The sequence below is a fragment of the Moraxella sp. ZY210820 genome, from assembly GCF_030674635.1.
Classification (GTDB): Bacteria; Pseudomonadota; Gammaproteobacteria; order Pseudomonadales; family Moraxellaceae; genus Acinetobacter.
Window position 1 is genome coordinate 59950 of the sequence record NZ_CP089978.1, and the last position, 19221, is coordinate 79170.

General features: G+C 36.6%; 17 protein-coding genes and 1 pseudogene. 3 read left to right on the forward strand and 15 right to left on the reverse strand.

Features of this window, described 5'->3' with window-relative positions:
* Positions 1–85: 85 nt before the first annotated feature.
* From LU301_RS00320 to LU301_RS00360, 9 genes and pseudogenes are all read right to left on the reverse strand, one after another.
* Positions 86–1033 (reverse strand): GIY-YIG nuclease family protein, encoded by a 948-nt coding sequence (locus LU301_RS00320; RefSeq protein ID WP_305271387.1) that lies wholly within the window; start codon positions 1031–1033, stop codon positions 86–88.
* Positions 1034–1037: 4 nt separating this feature from the next.
* Positions 1038–1343 carry a hypothetical protein gene (locus LU301_RS00325; RefSeq protein ID WP_305271390.1) on the reverse strand — a complete coding sequence of 102 codons (306 nt, stop codon included), beginning with the start codon at positions 1341–1343 and terminating at the stop codon, positions 1038–1040.
* On the reverse strand, positions 1340–3532 hold the full coding sequence (locus tag LU301_RS00330) for a DEAD/DEAH box helicase (RefSeq protein ID WP_305271392.1): 2193 nt from the start codon (positions 3530–3532) through the stop codon (positions 1340–1342). Before LU301_RS00330 ends, LU301_RS00325 begins: the two co-directional genes overlap by 4 nt.
* Before the next feature lie 15 nt (positions 3533–3547).
* Complete coding sequence (locus tag LU301_RS00335) at positions 3548–4672, reverse strand: Fic family protein (protein WP_305271395.1); 1125 nt, start codon at positions 4670–4672, stop codon at positions 3548–3550.
* A 189-nt stretch (positions 4673–4861) separates the two neighbouring features.
* Entirely contained in the window at positions 4862–5215 is a 354-nt protein-coding gene (locus LU301_RS12030; RefSeq protein ID WP_432525823.1) for a type IIL restriction-modification enzyme MmeI, read from the reverse strand.
* Positions 5198–7642: pseudogene (locus LU301_RS00345) on the reverse strand (DNA methyltransferase); the annotation flags it as partial. The gene LU301_RS12030 and the pseudogene LU301_RS00345, both read right to left, overlap by 18 nt.
* Before the next feature lie 364 nt (positions 7643–8006).
* Complete coding sequence (locus tag LU301_RS00350) at positions 8007–8627, reverse strand: YqiA/YcfP family alpha/beta fold hydrolase (protein ID WP_305271403.1); 621 nt, start codon at positions 8625–8627, stop codon at positions 8007–8009.
* A gap of 84 nt (positions 8628–8711) precedes the next feature.
* The gene (locus LU301_RS00355) at positions 8712–9476 is read right to left on the reverse strand and encodes a TSUP family transporter (protein ID WP_305271405.1); all 765 of its coding nucleotides are present in this window, start codon (positions 9474–9476) and stop codon (positions 8712–8714) included.
* 72 nt (positions 9477–9548) lie between these two features.
* Positions 9549–11843, reverse strand: a complete 2295-nt coding sequence (locus LU301_RS00360) for a Tex family protein (protein ID WP_305271408.1) — start codon at positions 11841–11843, stop codon at positions 9549–9551.
* Positions 11844–12028: 185 nt separating this feature from the next.
* On the opposite strand from LU301_RS00360, the gene LU301_RS00365 reads away from it, so the two are divergent.
* Genes LU301_RS00365 through LU301_RS00375 form a run of 3 tightly spaced genes read left to right on the forward strand, consistent with a single transcriptional unit; the run spans position 12029 to position 14519 of the window.
* Positions 12029–13450 (forward strand): leucyl aminopeptidase, encoded by a 1422-nt coding sequence (locus LU301_RS00365; RefSeq protein WP_370692207.1) that lies wholly within the window; start codon positions 12029–12031, stop codon positions 13448–13450.
* 8 nt (positions 13451–13458) lie between these two features.
* Positions 13459–13887 carry a DNA polymerase III subunit chi gene (locus tag LU301_RS00370; RefSeq protein ID WP_305271411.1) on the forward strand — a complete coding sequence of 143 codons (429 nt, stop codon included), beginning with the start codon at positions 13459–13461 and terminating at the stop codon, positions 13885–13887.
* Between the two features lie 20 nt (positions 13888–13907).
* On the forward strand, positions 13908–14519 hold the full coding sequence (locus LU301_RS00375; RefSeq protein ID WP_305271414.1) for a hypothetical protein: 612 nt from the start codon (positions 13908–13910) through the stop codon (positions 14517–14519).
* A gap of 72 nt (positions 14520–14591) precedes the next feature.
* Here the strand turns inward: LU301_RS00375 and gluQRS are convergent, their stop codons facing one another.
* The 6 genes from gluQRS to LU301_RS00405 form a co-directional block, all read right to left on the reverse strand.
* Positions 14592–15473, reverse strand: a complete 882-nt coding sequence (gluQRS, locus tag LU301_RS00380) for a tRNA glutamyl-Q(34) synthetase GluQRS (protein WP_305271416.1) — start codon at positions 15471–15473, stop codon at positions 14592–14594.
* A 55-nt stretch (positions 15474–15528) separates the two neighbouring features.
* Positions 15529–16068 (reverse strand): RNA polymerase-binding protein DksA, encoded by a 540-nt coding sequence (gene dksA, locus LU301_RS00385; RefSeq protein ID WP_305271419.1) that lies wholly within the window; start codon positions 16066–16068, stop codon positions 15529–15531.
* 193 nt (positions 16069–16261) lie between these two features.
* Entirely contained in the window at positions 16262–17068 is an 807-nt protein-coding gene (locus tag LU301_RS00390; RefSeq protein WP_305271421.1) for a metallophosphoesterase, read from the reverse strand.
* A gap of 9 nt (positions 17069–17077) precedes the next feature.
* On the reverse strand, positions 17078–17698 hold the full coding sequence (locus LU301_RS00395) for an NUDIX domain-containing protein (RefSeq protein ID WP_305271424.1): 621 nt from the start codon (positions 17696–17698) through the stop codon (positions 17078–17080).
* 170 nt (positions 17699–17868) lie between these two features.
* On the reverse strand, positions 17869–18228 hold the full coding sequence (locus LU301_RS00400) for a gamma-glutamylcyclotransferase family protein (RefSeq protein ID WP_370692208.1): 360 nt from the start codon (positions 18226–18228) through the stop codon (positions 17869–17871).
* A 53-nt stretch (positions 18229–18281) separates the two neighbouring features.
* Positions 18282–19220: a lantibiotic ABC transporter permease gene (locus LU301_RS00405; RefSeq protein WP_305271427.1), complete on the reverse strand. Its 939-nt coding sequence runs from the start codon at positions 19218–19220 to the stop codon at positions 18282–18284.
* Position 19221: the final 1 nt, after the last annotated feature.

A 19221-nucleotide genomic window follows, 5' to 3' on the forward strand; every position in this document is an offset into this window, starting at 1 on the left:
TAACCTTTTAGGAATTGGAATTTGGGATAAAATTTTGGGGTATTGTAGCATTTTTTGGGGAAAATCGCCATTTTCTTAAAAAATATCAGCTTACCTTCCTTTCCACCCTACCCACCACATCATTATAATAATACGCTCCAATCTCGCCTATATTTATCAATTCAATGGCTTTGTCTATTTCAGAAAGTGGCACATTAAACCATTCTGTTGGGGTATAATAATGACCGTCTTTTCCCAATAATTTTAAATTGAGTTTTTGTTTGGCAAAAAAAGAATGTAAAATATATTCTATTTTTTGGGTGTTGGCATTATTGGTTTGATATTCAGCAATAATTTCCACTTCGCTATACAAAAATGCCTCATCATTCATACAATTGGCAATTCGTTCTATACCCGTTTGGCGAGTAAAACCTATTTTATGCAAATAAGGATAATTGATAAACTCTGCTTTTGGTGTTTTGAGTTTGGCAATATAAATTTCGCCTGTGCGTTCTATTTGCTCGGCATAATACATATCTTGCTCTGGGCTGATATTAAACCCATATAAATCCTGCCAATCTTTATTGGTAATTGCCAAATGATAACTGGTGACTTTGTGTTTTGATAATGCGGTTGCCAATGACCGAGCCAGCATATTAGACTCTGTACCATTGGCAAAAATTAGGCGTATCCGTTCTTTAAAATGCTTATTTTTGCGTTTTTCGTCAATTTCAATATCGGCAATAAAGCACAGCATTCCCATCAATACAAAAACGGCATTTTTTTTGATATATTGTGTGGGATTTTCTTTTTCAATGTGATATTGATTTTGAGCAATAATTTGTTCCAATTTAAAAAATACAGGTTTAAAATGTTCAAAATCTTCACAAACAAAACGCTCGCCAATATCTTTGGCAACATCCAAAATGCGTTTTTTGACATTTAAAGTGGCAGTATTTTCTCCCAAAATGTCTATATTACCAACATTCTCCAAAAGCCCAAAATCATCATTATTAAAAATATCATCCAATGACGATAAAGTATGATTATTCATTTGATTATCCCAATAAATTGTATTTATCAACAGTTGCCAAATGTGCGATTTTCTCTGGTGATTGTTTGATATTGACCAGAGCAATCGCCAACAATTCTTCATCAAAATCATCACTATCCATATCAGGTACTCGCCCATTTTTTTCAAAAAAATGAATAATGGGTAAGAATTGATTGGTTAAAACATCGTGTTGTTGATTAACTTCTTTTTCATTAATCTGAATATTGTCCAATAAACCACTGGTGTCTTTTAAAAAAATGTCTTCTAAATGAACAAATATTCGGCTTTCGTGTAGGGCATTGATATTCATTTATTAGCTCCTTGTTGTTTGGATTGCTCATTTTTAAGGTATTCCGCCTTTTTGACACGCACCCACGCCAGCACCTGTGCCATACGCACTTCAAAGGCATCGCTGGCATTCATACTGGGTTCTCTTTTTTGATTTTTAACAAATTTTTGAATATGGGGCCAAATCAATGTTGCTTCGGCTTCGCTAATATTAGACTTGGTGGCTTTGACCACATCGCCAACCAATTTTAAGACATCGGCATCAATGCTTTTGGATAATACTTCATAGGCATTGGCAAAAGGATTGATGGCGTGAATCAAATCAATCGGTAGTTTATCCACATTGATAAACTTTTCGCCCATTTTGATAAAATTATTTTGGCTATTTGGTGTACTTTTGCCTGTATTGGGGTCAAATATTTTGGCATCTATTGGTAAATCTCGCTGACGGATTTTGTCTTGTTCTTGGACATTATTTTTTTGTGCATCGGTCAATAAATCAAATTGAATAAATTGATTGCCCTGTTTGATAAAAATTTCTTCATCTTCTACAATGGCATTTTTGGGAATTTCTTGACCATTGACGATACCGCCATTGGCATTGATGGCAATTTTGGTAAGAATGGCTTGTTCTACTTGGTCTATTTCGCTGTCATTTAATTCGGGATATTTTTTGCGAATGATTTGTGGAATAACATTGTCATTAATCACATCGCTATCAATGGCTTTTTTGCCTTCATCACTGGCGATAAACCGAGCAATTGCAGTGGTGTTTTGGCTAATGCTGGCGATAATCTCATCGGCATCTTGTTGTAATATTTTTTCGGCTTTGGCGGACAATCTTGAACCATCATCACCATCATCAATAATAATCGTACCTTTTGGCAAAGATTCATTTTCTGTTAGGCTACTTCTACGGCGAAAATTGATGGCGGGGGCAAGCACTTGTTCCATTAATAAAGATAATGAAATGGCTTTTAACATATCATTCACCCCAGAAACGACATCGTCTTGATGAGCGTCAGGTTTGGCAATCAGGTTGGTAAATTGGGCGTGCGTTTTGCCAACACAATCTCGTGTTGCCCGTCCGATAATCTGCACCACTTCGGTCATAGAACCACGATACCCAATGGTCAAAACATGCTCACAATACACCCAGTCAAAGCCTTCTTTTGCCATACCCAAAGCAATGATAATATCCATATCATCACGGTTCTGAATCTGCGTCAAATATTGCTGAATCTTTGGGCGATAGCCATCGTCATCGGTAACCAAATCGGCAAGTTTTAATAATTTGCCTGTACGAGTTTTAATGCTCCAAATGCCTGTATTTTCATCTTGGCTAATTGGTTCACCAATCACATCCATAATTTTTCTGACCGTTTCATATTTATCAATTTCGGCTGATGATGAATTTACGCTTGGAATATGAACAATGGTTTTTTTGCTAATATCCAAACACTCTTTTAATGCCTTAAAAAAAGAATCTTGATAAAATTTATAATCTAAACTTAATGACTTTAAATATTCATAACCATTTAATTGTTCATAATAAGTATAAGTAACTTTTTCAAATTTGATTTCATCATCATTATCCAAAATTGGCACGGCATCGCCCCGAAAATAAGAGCCTGTCATCGCCACAATATGAGCACTAGAATGTGCCATAATCTCATCTACAATTGCCCCCAAGCGGTTATTATCACTGGCGGAAATATGATGAAATTCATCAATGCCTAATAATACATTGTCAAATAATTTGACATTTGCCACTTTATCATAACCAAATCTAAAAGTATGATGTGTGCAAATCAACACTTTGGCATCATTATTCATAAATTCGGCAAAAATATTGGTTTTGGTGTTGTCGCTGGCAATATTATCAATCAAACATAGGTTATACCGCTTATCAATTTGCCAATCGGCAAAAAAACCAAATTCACGCAGGGGTGTATCGGCAAATGACCGCCCAATACTCATCTCTGGCACGATAATAATCGCTTTTTTGATGTCTTGATGATGTAATTTATCCAATGCCAAAAACATCATTGCCCGAGATTTGCCTGACGCTGGGGGCGATTTAATCAGTAGATATTGACAATGGCGTTTTGCAAATGCCCGCTCTTGCATTTGTCGCATTCCCATTGCGTTATGCGTTTTGCTTTCGCCCGTTTGTTGATAAGTTTGATTGAGTAGCGATAAATTGGACATTGTTTTTTCCTAACATTAAATTCGGACTAAGGTCATCATGGGTTCAAATGAGTATAAGGCTGATTTTCTGCCCGCACTTTCTTCTTTCATTGTGAGTATGCCTTTATCGTGCAAAGTTCGCACAAAACGATTGGCGGTTGCAGGGGCGATGTCTGTTTTTTCAGCGAGTTGATTGCCACGAAAAACAGGATAAGTAAACACAAAATCTAGCACTTGCATTGCCCATTTTGATGATAAGGCATCGCTAAAAATCGGCTTCATTGCTTCATATAAATCACTGATATTTTGAGCAACGGTCAAATTAAAATGAGCTTGATTGGCAACGGCTTGTAAAAAGAATTCACACCACGCTGTCCAGTCGTTATTTTCAGATACTTGTCGCATCAGTGCCAAATATTCATCTTTATGCTCTTCAAAATAACCGCTGATATAAAAATGCGGTTCGCTAATTGCCCCTGCTTGCCACAACATTAGCGTAATGAGCATTCGCCCAATACGCCCGTTGCCGTCTTGAAAAGGGTGCAGGGCTTCAAACTCTAAGTGTGTAATGGCAGTTTTGGGTAGAATAGGCGTGGGATTTTGGTTGATGTACTCAAACAAATTATCCAAGCCGTGTTCTAATTTTTCTGGACTAATTGGCACAAACAAAATGGTTTTTTTATTGCGGTCAGCAAGGTAATTTTGTTCATTTTTAAATGCACCGGGGGATTTTGTTGCCCCACGCCCAAAGGATAACAGTTGTTGGTGTAGGGTTTTTATCAGTGATTTACTCAGTGGGTAGCCGTCTTTCATTGCTTTTTGAGCATTTTTTAAGGCTCGTTGATATAGCACAGTTTCAATAATGTCCGAACGCACTTCGCTTGGGGTTTCGTTTTCAGAGAAATCGGCTTCATATTGCAAAATCTCATCAAGTGTACTGATTGTACCCTCCATACGTGATGAAATCACTGCTTCTTGATTGCGAAGTGGTGCCAGCAAAATCTCGCTGTTGTGTAGATTTTTCAGCATTTGGTCATAGCGTGCCAAAGCGTCTGTGGCACTCAAAAGACTATTCATTAGGCGGTTGTAATCCAGCTCATTGGGTGGAAATTTGTCATAATGATAATCCACCGCTTGCGAAAAATCCAAAGCATTCAGCATTTTGTTACTCAAAAAAAGAAAAATATGATTAGCTAAATGTATTATCGCTCATTGGTGAGCAATAAGCAAGCTTGCTAATCATTTTTCATCAAATTTGATTAGCAAGACAGTTTGTCTCTCATCCGTGCAAAGCAAATCGGCTTGCTAATCATTTTTCATCAATTTTGATTGACAAAATCCACACATTCATCACTTCTTAGCCTTTTTCCCCGCTTGTTCTTTTGCCACCAGCATTTCATAGCGATTGAGCAAAAATGCCAATCGCTCGGCAGTATCGGCAAAGCCCTGTTCACGGTAGAGTTTGTCCACCGCCATATCCAGCTCACTGTGGGCGGTTTTAAGATTATCGGGCATCGTCTCTGGGTTGTACAGCTCGGCTAGGGTCATCCCTGTATTTAGCATTCTGGCACGCAGGATATTTTTGGCGAGGTGTTCTATCTGCTTTTTTTGTTCGTCATTAACGCTGGGAAATGGGAAAGTGTTATACACAATCGTCCCAGAATAACGGTACCCAACTCCCAAACGACCAGCCACCAACCGCATCCAATCATTATGTATTTGTGAATTTAAAATGGCAAAATCAAACATTGTTGCATTAGGAATAAGTTGATTGGCATCGCTAGAAATGACATCGTGATTTAAAAAATCAATGGGAATATAAGGGCGTTTTTCTGATGAAACACGGGGAACTAAAATATATTTTTCGGGATTATTTAAATCTCGAAATTGATGTGGGCGTTCAGCAAGTTTATTTGCTCCTTTATCTTTGCTTGCCAATCACATTTGGCGTACTTTTTCAATACGAGCTTTTACCATTGGCATTGTGTTTAATTCATCATCGCTAATATCAACCAGCCACAAACAATAACGAGCTTTGCCATTTAAAAATTCTTCTGCTCCCAATAATTTTTTAATCCATTTTTGTGCTTGTGGTTCTTGATTGATAAGTGTTTCTTTTTCGTCAGGGTCTAGCAATAAATGCCCGCCGTCCACAGGTTTATTGCCATAAATCATTGGCGAGCCAGTATGCAAAGGCTCACTGCGACTTTCTACCACACTATCTGAGCCAGCAATCAAATAAGGACTGATATTATCAACACTTTGCTGGGTGGTCGTATCCGTTTTATCATCATAATGATAAAGGATTTTATTGGTATTTAAAGGGTTGTTATTGGCGGTCAATCCCACCACGACCACATGTACGGTGGCAGGGTCTTTGGCGTTATTTTTCCACGCAAAACTTGGATAAGCAAAGCCAATGGTTAAATTCATTTTAAACAAATGCGGAAATAACATCGCCACTTGTTCGCCTTGTACGATAGAATTGGTGGCAACCAATGCCATTTTTGCGTGCGAATTTGCAATATATTGCCCTGCTTTATAAAAAAAGCTTGCCACATAATCCAAAAATTTGTATTTTTTAAATCCTTTAAATACAATGTCCATATCCGTATCTTGCTCATCATTACGCTTGCCAGAGCCATTAAACGGTGGATTGCCGACAATATAAATTTCGTCTGTACCATTATTGGGGCAGATTTTTTGCCAATCGGTGCGTAGGCTGTTGGTGCAGATAATATGTCCGCCTTGTTGTAAGGGTAGGGTATCTCGGCAATGCCCAAAATTTTTGCGAAAAATAATGTTCATCTGGTGGTCAGCCAAATACAGCGACAAATAGGCAATTTGCACAGGAAAATCATCGCAATCAATGCCATAAAAATTTTCTAGGCGAATTTCGCTGTCATAACCAAACGCCAAACTGCCTTGTTCTGACTTTCCGCCAATCAGTTTTTGGATTTCGGCAATCGTATCCATTTCCAAAAGTCGCAAGGATTTGTAAGTGGTAATCAAAAAATTGCCCGAGCCACATGCAGGGTCAAAGACTTTAATTGCTCGCAGGCGTGTTAAAAAATCATCTAGGCGTGCTTTTTTTTGGTTTTTGGCTTTGTTGTCATCGCTTAGGGCGATGAGTTTGTCCAGTTCTTGGCGTAAAGGATTGATAAATAACGGTTCAATCACTTTTTTGATGTTGCTGACTGATGTGTAATGTTGTCCAAGCTGACTTCTTTGGGCAGGGTCTATCACTGCTTGAAACATAGAACCAAAAATATCTGGGTTAATCTCGCTCCAATCTAGGCGAGAACATTCAATCAGCACCCTGCGAGCACGGGCGGTAAAAATGGGAATGGCATAAAAATCAGCAAACAAACCGCCATTCACATAAGGAAAAGCGTGTAAATAAGTTGGATAATTGGCACGCTCGGGGTGATTTTGCGGTAGGTTTAACACACAAAAAAGATGCTCAAAAAATTCGTGTAGGTCGCTACCGTCTGTTTTGCTAAAATTTTCTACGGCATTGGCAAAACTGTCTTTGTCAAAAATCCCCGTATCATCGGCAAAAAAGCAAAAGAGTAAGCGTGTCAAAAATAGATTTAGGGCGTGAATGTCGTCTTTGTTGGTTTGAAAATTGTTGTGTTTTTTGATTTGGTCAAACAATCGCCCCATTTTTTCGGACGCTTTGACATCGGCTGGGTGTTCGCTGTATTGCTGGGCTTTTTCAATGCCAACCAATGGTAAAAAGAAAGTAAAATCCGAATTTAATTCATCAAAACGCTCAATGATGAGCGTTTCATCTCGTTTGATGTCATATGCCAGTACCTTGTCAAAATCGGTCAAAAAGATGATGCGGATTTTATTTTTCTTGATGGCAGGATTGGCTTTGATGTCGTCCAAAATAGGATAAAATGCTGATAAGTCTTGTTTGTCCACCTGCTCAAAATACAGATGACTTTTGCGAGCAATGCCTGTTAGACCTGTGTTTGCCACAGGGTTATTGCCGTTTTTTAGGGTGGTAATGGTGGTTTTGGAAGTGCCTGTCAGCATCAAAAAATCATAAACAAAGGTGTCTGGGTTGGGGTTTTGTCCTAAGCGTTCTAATTCTTCATAAAAATGGGTTTGGTTAAATGACATTGTAAGTTCCTAAAAATGTGCTAAATGAGAGTATTTTAGCATTTTTTTGGGGAGTTTGGTGAATGGTAAAAAATTTTATAAGAATATATTTTAAAACGTGTTATACTTATATTTTATGTTTACCTAAATTAAGCATTAAAAACCACATGGCATTTGCTGTCCTAACCATGTGGTTTTATTCTGCAAGTAACAACCTTGTAAATTCCTATGATTTGCTATTAAACAATAGAAATCATCAACACAGCTCCTTTTCCATTTTCGTCATCCTGACTTCCTTTGCTGTAAAGGTATTATGCCAAAAATCAGGTATCGCTAATAGTCGCCAATAACGCCAATATCTGTAAGCTAAAACGTACAAGCACGACTATTTTTTACCCATCATTAAAAAATCTATAATTTCAGGCAATTTATCAGCAAAATCACTCATCACATGGTCGCCATCAGGCTCTAATAGAATGCGTGGTATACTATCACTTACTTGATGAAAATAACTTAAACTGTGTCGATAATCGAGTACATCATCGCCTTGTTTAAGCATTAGCCATAAAGTTTGAGCGTGTACAATTTTTTGTGGACGATAGGTCATAAACCAATGCAAATCTGCTTTGCGTATCTGCCAACCACCTTGAGTGGTGTATAAAATATCATCATCTTGATAATCTTCAAGTAAGCCTTGTGCAAAACGATTTAAACTCTGTTCTGGAAATAAACTTGGATTAAGCAAAACGGTACGACACGCATAATGCTGATGTAATAAAGTAGCAAAAAAGCCACCCAATGAACTGCCTACAATGGCGACTTTGTGTGGAGATAATTCATTAATTTTCTGATGTAATAACGCTAAAACCTGTTGTGGTGGTGCATTTAAATCAGGACAATGCACTTGCACATCAGGAAAATATTGCTGACAAAATTCACGTAATAAGCAACCTTTATAGGCATTATGATTGCTATTTAAACCATGTAGATAAATAATATGTAACATCAGACGGTTCTCAATATAGAGAGAAAATCATTCAACTTTCTCGTAAATCTGTCTAAATGATTGCTTAATATATCTGAAATTGCTTTAGTGCCAATAATTCCATGTATATTTAATCAACATTGCAAAACACATCAACACAATCATTGGACGGATTAATTTTACACCACCTTTAACAACCATTTGTGAACCCAAATAAGCACCTATCGCTTGTCCTATCATCATACAAAAACCGATAATCCAAACAATTTTTCCACCCAAAATAAAAAATACTAAAGATGCAAAATTTGTAGCAAAATTTAATAGTTTTGCTGTTGCAGTCGCCTGAATAATTTCTCGCCCACGTAAAATCACATTACTTAAACTAAAAAATGTACCCACTGCAGGTCCGAAAAAACCATCATAAAAGCCAATTACAGGTACAATTGTTGTTTGCCAAGCACGTTCACTCATTTTAGCAGGTCGTGGCTCAGCCCCTAAATTGGGCATAAATAAAGTGTAAATCCCAATAATAGCAATTAGAATAGGAATAATAATGGTTAAAGATTGAGCATTAATCAGTTGTAAAGAAATTGTGCCTAAAGCAGACCCTACAAATGCCATAACTAAAGCCAATTTAATTTGTTTGGGATGAATTAAACCTTTACGGATCATGGTTAATGAAGCAGAAAAAGAACCTGCACAGGCTTGTAATTTATTGGTCGCTAAAGCAGAAATTGGCGACATACCTGATAATAATAGTGCAGGAATGGTTAATAAACCACCACCGCCAGCAATCGCATCAACAAAGCCTGCGACTAAAGCAACGCTTATTAAAATAGCGACTAATTCAAAGCTCAGTTGAAAATCCATAATATTGACCTAATCATATGGAGTCATGTTAATTTGTACAGACAGAATATTTTCCACCTGTACAAAAAAATACTATTTTTTTACACCTGCCTGTAATAATAACGCACCTAAGCCACCAATTTTTTGCTCGTTTTTAGCAGATTTTTTAGCTTTATCGGTAGGCATTTTCTTTGCAGTTTTAGCATTTACGGTTGATGAAGATTTCACGCCCTTTTGTTGAGTACGCATGGTTAAATTAACACGTTTACGTTCAATATCAACCGTTAAAACCTTCACTTGCACGATTTGCCCTGCCTTCACCACTTGATGTGGGTCGCTCACAAATTGGTCAGCTAATTCCGAAATATGCACTAAACAATCTTGATGTACGCCAATATCAACAAATGCACCAAAATTGGTTACATTAGTAATAATACCTTCTAATTGCATACCTTCTACTAATTGTGATAATTCAGTAATATCTGCACGGAATTGAGCTGTTTTAAATTCAGGACGTGGGTCGCGTGCAGGTTTTTCCAATTCTGCTAATACATCTTGCACGGTTAATAAACCAAATTGCTCATCGACAAATTGTTCTGCTTTAATCTGACGAATAATGTCGCTATTAGCAATCATATCTTGCACATTCACTTGCTGAGTTTTGGCGATTTTTTCCACTAAAATATAACTTTCAGGGTGTACCGCAGATGCATCAAGCGGTTGGTCGCCCTGTTGAATGCGTAAAAAACCTGCCGCTTGTTCAAAGGTTTTATCGCCCAAACGTGGCACTTTTTTCAACTGCTGACGATTTTTAAAAATACCATAAGTTTTACGATATTCTACAATTTGTTGTGCTACATTTTTATTTAAACCTGCAATATAGGCTAAAATTGCAGGCGAAGCTGTATTTACATCAACACCAACCGCATTCACACAGTCTTCCACTACTGCATCGAGTGCTTTTGCCAAATCAGTTTGATTGACATCATGTTGATATTGCCCCACACCAATCGATTTAGGGTCAATTTTCACTAATTCTGCTAATGGGTCTTGTAAACGTCGTGCAATGGATACCGCTCCACGAATTGATACATCTAAATCAGGTAGTTCTTGTGATGCTAATTCACTTGCTGAATATACTGATGCCCCTGCTTCACTCACCACAATTTTAGTTAATTTTAAATCCGAATGTTGGCTCATCATATCGGCAACTAATTGTTCTGTTTCACGGCTGGCTGTACCATTGCCTATCGCAATCAATTCAATTTGATAGGTTTGACATAAACGTGCTAATTCTGCGATAGAGCCTTGAGTATCATTTTTCGGTGTAAAAGGATAAATCGTACTATGAGCTAAGACATCGCCTGCATTATTGACTACCGCCAATTTTACACCTGTACGAATGCCAGGATCGACACCTAAAGTACAACGCCCACCTGCAGGTGCAGATAATAATAAATGGCGTAAATTTTCCGCAAATACTGCAATCGCTTCTTGTTCTGCTTGTAAACGTTTTTCAGTTAATAATGATGTTTCAATCTGCGGACGGATTTTACCTAACCAAAATAAGCGTACAGTTTGTTGTAAAAACTGTTGGCGTTCGCTATTTTTTACTTGATTTAATTGAAAATGCTGTTGGATATAATCTAAACAATCATCATGTTCACTATCAATTTTAACATTTAAAATATCTTCTTGTCGTCCACGTAAAATAGCTAACATACGATGTGATGGCACTTTATGCAAAGGTTCAGAAAATTCAAAATAATCACGGAATTTATGACCAACTTGTTGTTTTTCTTCATTGGCTAATTGGCTTTTTAATACGGCGACTTTAGCAAATTTTTGTTTTAATTCAAATGTTAAAGCAACATCTTCTGCCCATTGGTCAATAATAATATGCTGAATCGCATCTAATTGACTATTGATGTCTGCATAGGCATTATCAAATTGTTCAGGCTGATAATCTGCTAAAATCGTACTTGGTGCAATATCTTCACTTAACACTTTATCGGCAAATTCGCCTAAACCTGCTTGTTTTGCTTTGGCTGAACGGCTGGTTTTCTTTGGTTTATAAGGGGCGTAAATATCTTCCAACTCGGTTTTCGTTTGTACATTTTCAATGCGTTGTAGTAAATCATCACTTAATTTATTTTGTTCTTGTAAGGCTTGAAGAATGACAGTACGGCGTTCATTTAACTCACGCAAATAATGTAAACGACTTTCTAATTGGCGTAATTGTATGTCATCTAACCCTTGTGTAACTTCTTTACGATAGCGTGCAATAAAGGGAATGGTTGCACCACTATCCATCAGCTCAATGGCAGCTTGTACTTGTATCTGACGAATGTTTAATTCTTGTGCTAACTGCTGTGTTAAATCAGTCATTGCAATGTCCTGTATATCAAATAGTTAAGTCCTGCATTATAAACCTTGATATTTAAATACTCAATCATCTTAATTTGCAAACAAGGCTTTTAAATATTGTAAAAAATACATAAAATATGTTGTCAAACACCATCAAACGTGGTTCAATCAACCAGCAAACATTTTTTGTAAAATAGGAATAAATCATGCTACAGTTTTCGTTAAATCATCACGTTGCTTCATTAACTTGGGTACTGACCACCGAGCAACAACAAACACAACACGCTGAACATTATCAACTTAATCAAGCACCATCTTTATTTGATATTTACCAGTTCAAGGCAAAATTTAATCAAACTCTAAATACAATGAATGAGCAACAACAAGCCATTCATTTTGTAGGTTTAGGTGATACCGCAGAATTAACCGCAACTAAATTAGCAAAATTAGCTCAAACCATCATTAAAGCAAGCGAGAAAAATTTTAGTGAAATTTCGATTGATATCAATGCATTACCTGAACAATTTCATGATTTATTTGCCTTAAATTTAACGCAATCAGCATATCATTTTGATGAATTAAAATCAGAACAAACGAGTTATAAGTTAAATCAAATTAATTTAATGAGTGCATCAACACCATTAACAGAACAACGTTTAGCCGTTATTCAAGCAGTACAAATCGGACAAAATACTGCTCGTGATTTGGGCAATATGCCACCAAATTTATGTTTTCCAGAATATTTAGCAGAACGTGCGATCGCACTGGCTAATGAATTTCCAGACTTGCTAAAAGTTACTGTACTTGACCATGCACAAATGCGTGAATTGGGTATGAACGCATTTTTAGCTGTTGCTCAAGGTTCGGTGCGTGAAGGACGTGTCATTACCTTAGAATATCAAGCACAGCGTGATGAGCAACCTGTGGTATTAGTCGGTAAAGGTATCACTTTTGATACAGGCGGTATTTCACTTAAACCGGGTGCTAACATGGACGAAATGAAATTCGATATGTGTGGTGCTGCGTCTGTATTAGGGACAATGCGTGCCTTATGTGAAGCACGTTTGCCAATTCATGTGGTTGGTGCGATTGCATCTGCTGAAAATATGCCATCTGGTCATGCTACACGTCCAGGGGATATTGTGAAAAGTATGAGTGGACAAACAGTTGAAATTTTAAATACCGATGCAGAAGGGCGTTTAGTTTTATGTGATACTTTGACCTATGTCGAACGTTTTAACCCTGCTTTAGTGATTGATATTGCAACATTAACAGGGGCTTGTGTTGTTGCCTTAGGTAAAGTTTATACAGGATTATTCTCTGAAGATGTTGAACTGATTCAAGAATTGCAAAAAGCAGGCGAACAAGCACACGACCGTGTATGGAGTATGCCTGTTGATGAAGATTATCAAGAATTATTAGATTCTAACTTTGCAGATATGGGTAATATTGGTGGACCTTATGGCGGTGCGATTACGGCGGCGTGTTTCTTAAAACGCTTTACTAAAGCCTACCGTTGGGCTCATTTAGATATTGCAGGTACAGCATGGTTATCAGGTACAGCAAAAGGTGCAACAGGTCGTCCTGTACCATTACTCATGCAATTTTTAGCTAATCGTACACGCTAATTTTATTTATGCACATTCGCTTTTATCTTTTTGAAAAAAGCCCAGAACGACAAGCTGAAAGTGCTTGTCGTTTATGTCGTAAAATTTTACAGCAACAGCCAAATGCACAGATTTGGCTGTATTGCCCCGATAAAGTTTTACAAAACACGCTAGATGATTTATTATGGCAGTTTGATGCAAGTAGTTTTATCGCCCATGATATTGATGATGAATATGCACCTATCAATATATCAGCACAATTACCGCAACAATTTCCAGCCATTGCTCAACAAGCATGGATTATTTTTAATTTTTCCGATCAAGCCTTTGATTGGCAGGTCATACACTATCAAGTGATTGAAATTATTGAACATCACGAACAGCAACGCCAAATAGGACGTGCTAAATTTACAGCTTATAAACAGTTAGGTCTATCGCCAACAGTTTATAAACTTTAACTCTAACTTAGGAAAAGTCTATGTTTAACTTTGATAAAGATTTCAACCGACGTTGGGCAGAAACCCCAGCTATGGTACGTCAAGTATTACAAAATGATTTAGCTCGCCTTGAACAATTGCTTGATCCAGACACCGATTTTGAAAAATGGAAAACACAGGAACTTAAATCTCGTTTGCAATCTAATCAAATGATTGAACAAACCTATTTGGATATTAAACAAAATCTAAAACTTACCAAGCAGAATCTATTACAAATGGTTTTAGAAAAAAAATTAGCACAAAAACGTGCTGATGAAATTGCTCATCAACAAAAATTACAGCAAGAAGAAATTCAGCAAAATTTAAAACAAATCCAAACCTTACAACATATTGGTACACAAGTTCAACAAGAAAGCCAAAACTATGCTGAGCGTTATGGAAAAACGATGCCAAGTGCTGTACCTTTGAATCCAACAGATCAAAACTATATTGAAAATTTACGATTACATTTAGAATCTGAAACGGAGACTTTTATCCAACAAGCGGTTCAAGATTATCGTCAAAGTTTACGTCAAATTGCACAGGAAGAAATTGAATTATTATTATTACAAGCAGAAGAAAATCTTGAAAAATTAAAGCAAAATAATCAATAAACACTGCATATTGTACGGGGTGAATAGCCATTCGCCCTAGCTGTCTAATTTTTAAATTATTTTGCTATATTTTTATTGATAAATCTCTTTTAAGTGCAATTGTTTTGGAATGCGATTAAAATCCCATTGAGCGATGGCTTGAGTAAGCATACGTGATGGTGTATCAATATCAACAATAGGTTGATTTAATGCGGTAAATGCTTGTTGTAATAATTGGGGAGCTTGTTGTATCTCTAAAGCATGGGCAAGATTTTGTTTAGATAATTTCTGCCCTGTGGCATTCATCGCTAAGGGTAAATGTCCATATTGTAAACGTGGATAGCCCAAAATTTGCCCTAACCAAATTTGTCTTGCAGTATTATCTAGTAAGTCTGCACCACGGATAATATGAGTAATGCCTTGCAAATAATCATCTACCACAACAGCAAGTTGATAGCTAATAATCCCATCACGGCGTTTAAGTACAAAATCACCTAAATCATGCAATAAACAACTGGATTGATGACCTTGTAACAAATCATCAAATTCAATGATGTCTTGATTTACTTTTAAACGGATAGCGTTATTGTTAAAATCTAAAGCTAAATTTCGACACGTGTTGGCATAAATTGTTGAGCCATTTAATTGTTTACGTGTGCATTGGCAAGCATAAATCGCATTTTGTTGCCGTAATTGTTGTAGCACTTGCTCGTAAATATCTAGGCGGTCTTTTTGAAAAATAATCTTGTCATCATATTCAAATGCAAATGCATCGATACATTGCAAAATATGCTGTTCACTATTGGGGTAAATACGGGGAATATCAGTATCTTCAATGCGAACTAGCCAACGTCCACCATGATGTTTAGCATCACAATAACTCGCAACTGCGGTAATTAATGAGCCAAAATGGAGCGGACCAGTAGGTGATGGAGCAAAACGTCCAACATAGGCACTAGAAGAATATTGAGACATCACAGATAAGAGATACAATGCAAAAAGGGGAATAAATCCCCTCTAATGGTTGATTTTAACCGTTTTCTTGCTTTTCTTTGATTTCTGCTAAAGTTTTACAATCAATACATAAAGTCGCTGTAGGGCGTGCTTCTAAACGACGTAAACCGATTTCTGTACCACATTCTTCACAAAAACCATAATCACCAGCAGTAATATCTGCTAAAGATTGTTCAATTTTATGAATTAATTTACGTTCACGGTCGCGAGTACGCAATTCGATTGCAAATTCTTCTTCTTGTGTTGCACGGTCATTTACATCAGGCAGTGCTGTTGAGTCATCTTGCATACTGTGAATAGTACGGTCTGCTTCACTCACTAATTCTGCTTTCCATGCCATTAAAATTTGACGGAAATGTGCAAGTTGTCCATCTGACATATATTCTTCATTTTTCGCTGGCTGATAAGGTTCATAGCCAAACAAACCATTGTTGTTGTTTGTAGGAGTTGCTGGAACTGTTTCAGTAGCAACTTCTTCAGTTTTCACTTTAGTTTTACGTGGACGCTTTACTTTTTCAGTTACAGTTTCATCTGCGATGATTGTTTCGTTGGTCATAACACATTCCTCAATGTTGGGTGATGACACTATCGTTTACACGACAATAATTCCATATCATTCACCTAAATTTTCACGCATAAAAATAGGCTAATTTTGGGGGAAATATCATACAGACTTTTTGATAAATATGATAGTCTCTAAATTGTAAAAAAATGTGATATATTTCAATATATCACATTTAAAATACAGATTAATATCCCGGATAGTGCGTATAAATATGTTGGAAGACATTTAAATAATGCAATTCTGTTTCATAAGTGCCATCTGCTTTTAATACTAAACTGCGATATGCAGGTGCGGTATTATCTAAAGAAAAATCAACGCTTTGTGGTTTAAACTGTATCGATGTTGCAGGAATGCTATAAAAATCAATATGTTGCCATTTGCAATGGAATGCTTGATGAACATGACCCATAAAGCACGCTTTTAGATGCGGAAATTGTTGAATAACATCTAATAATTGTTGTGAATTTTTCAGTTTATGTTCATCAAGCCATTTTGAGTTCATTTCAAACACATGATGATGAAAAGCCAATAATGTTGGTTTTTGATGTACTGATAAATGTTGCTGTAAAAAGTCTAATTGTGCTTGTGAAATACAGCCATCAATACGACCAACCACTGCACTATTGAGCATAATCAATTGCCATGTGCCTAAATCAATCACACTTGGTTGAATAGATGGACTATCAGGCTCATTATTAGGAAAATATTTAGGATTATCATGATTGCCTAAAGTCTGGAAAAAAGGCACACCTAAACTCTGCATAGCAGTGAGATAGCGTTCATAAGTTGCAGGGTAAGAATCTTGAGTTACATCACCCGTATGAAACACTGCTGTCATGTGCGGAAAGTTTTGTTTAATTTTTTGTAAAATATGAGAAAAATGTTGTTCGGGTTTAACGCCTACAAAACGCTCATCAGGGTCAGCCAATAAATGGGTATCACTAATTTGAATCAGCGTAATATCATCTTGGGTAGGATTTAATGTAATCATAACATATCCTTATGCAGTTATTGCTGTGGTTTTAATATATTGAGAAAGCCATTGTAATGCCATAATCACAGGTGCATTATGCAAACGCCCAGAAGAGAGCAATTCATCAACATGTTGATAATCGAAAATATGCACTAAAATATTCTCCCCTTCATTTGCCATACCATGTACTTGACCTTGTTCAGGAATATCACACTGGGCAACATATAAATCAAAAATTTCTGAACAGGCCCCTGCTGATGGATAAAATGTAAACAAATGCTGTAATTGTTGTACTTCACAACCTGCTTCTTCTGCACATTCACGGCGGATACACGACTCAGGAGATTCATCGCCATCAAGTACACCAGCCACAATTTCTAATTGCCATGGTGAATGTTTGTCGTGTACTGCACCAACACGGAACTGTTCAATTAAGATAAATTTTTGTTGTTGATGATTGCAAATTAATGCACCAGAAGCATGGGGACGATGAATAGTTTCACGCTGGATATGAATATCCGCTTGTTGATGATAAGCACGATGTGAAATATTTAGACGTTTAACGGTAAGAAAACCTTGATATAAAGTTTCTTCGGATAAGATATGGTAGTCATTTTGGTTAAAACTTGCTTGGGTTAAAATGTTCATTCTTAATCCGTCAAACGATTGCAAATGGGGTATATTAACGAATATTTTAGAATTTATGTTTTAAAAAAGCAACTTATTTTTATAAAAAATAAAAATAAATTGTTTGAAATCAATCACATAAAACTTTAAACCTTATAAGAATTATGTGATTTATTTCACAAATTTGCTTGTTACATGGCAGGTTGTACTTGCTTTAACTCATCAGGATTGAGTGCATAAACATAGGCTTGAGTTGGGGTGGCATCATCAAATTCTGCTGTTACCATAACACGTTGATAGCCTTCACCTTCGAATTCATCTAAACGTTGCCAATGTTGTTCTAAATCTTCAGATTTAAAAATAAAGCCTTTAATCAAATCACCATCATCGTCAGGAATGACTGCGGGAAAACCCATTGCTGCACCCCAGCCGTTAGGATATAAATAACCACGAATGGTTGCAGGTGTCCAAGTACCTTTTAATTCAGCCAGCTGATGAGCATTAGCACGCCCTGGTGCGAGTGTACCATAAACAAAAAGTTGTTCTATCATAATTATTTACCATGTTATTAAACTTGCTTATTTTAAAAAATAAAGCAAGTAAATCAAGTGGATTTTTGTAGGTGTTGTTGTTGAGCAAAATATTGTTTCGCCATGTATTTGCCCAAAATTGGCACAATAAAAATCGGTAATTGAAATGCACCAATTAGCGGTAAAAACATTGTACCTAAAAAAGGTGTAGCGATAATATAAGCCAACATGGTATTACGCCCTGTACAAGTAAGTGCTGCAATAATCCCCACATCTTGTCCATAACGGCGATAACTGAAATAAGCACCAAAATAAAAAATCAATGCAATGACCATTGAGATGGCTAATAAAGTGAGTGCTTGTAGTAGATTTTGGTCAAATAAATCACGAAAGCCACCAATTAAACCTAAGGGGAACATCATTAATAATACAATATTAAATGGTGCAATTTTAATATAATATTTAGCTAATATATTGGTCGGAATAATTTTTCTTAGTACAATGGCTAATATCATTGGTAGGATAATATAAATGGCTAAACGTTCCATATAAGCAGTCATATTTAAACTGGCATTTGGATCACCCATCAATATTAATACTACTAAAATGGTTAGTGGCATAATCAATGTTGATACAATAGTCTTTGCCATCGCTAATAAAGCATCAAAACCGACTGCATTCACTAAAGCACCGCTACCAAAAAGCGGTGCGGTTGCCCCTAAAATCGCAATGGCTAGTAGTAAATCATCTCGTATGCCTACTGCATAGGCAATTGCCGTGCTAATTATGCACAAAATGACTGTTTGTAGTAGTGCAAATCCCCAAACTAAGGGCGTACTTAGCCGTTGAATGAGTTGTTTTTGGTCGATGCCCAATAATGTAAAAAACATCAAGAAAAATAAAACTTGGGGCAAATAAGGAAAAACTGCATGAGAAAGACTTGGTACTAAAAATCCAAGCAAACAGCATAAAGGCATGATAATCGTGCCATGTCGTGCAATAAACTTTAACATA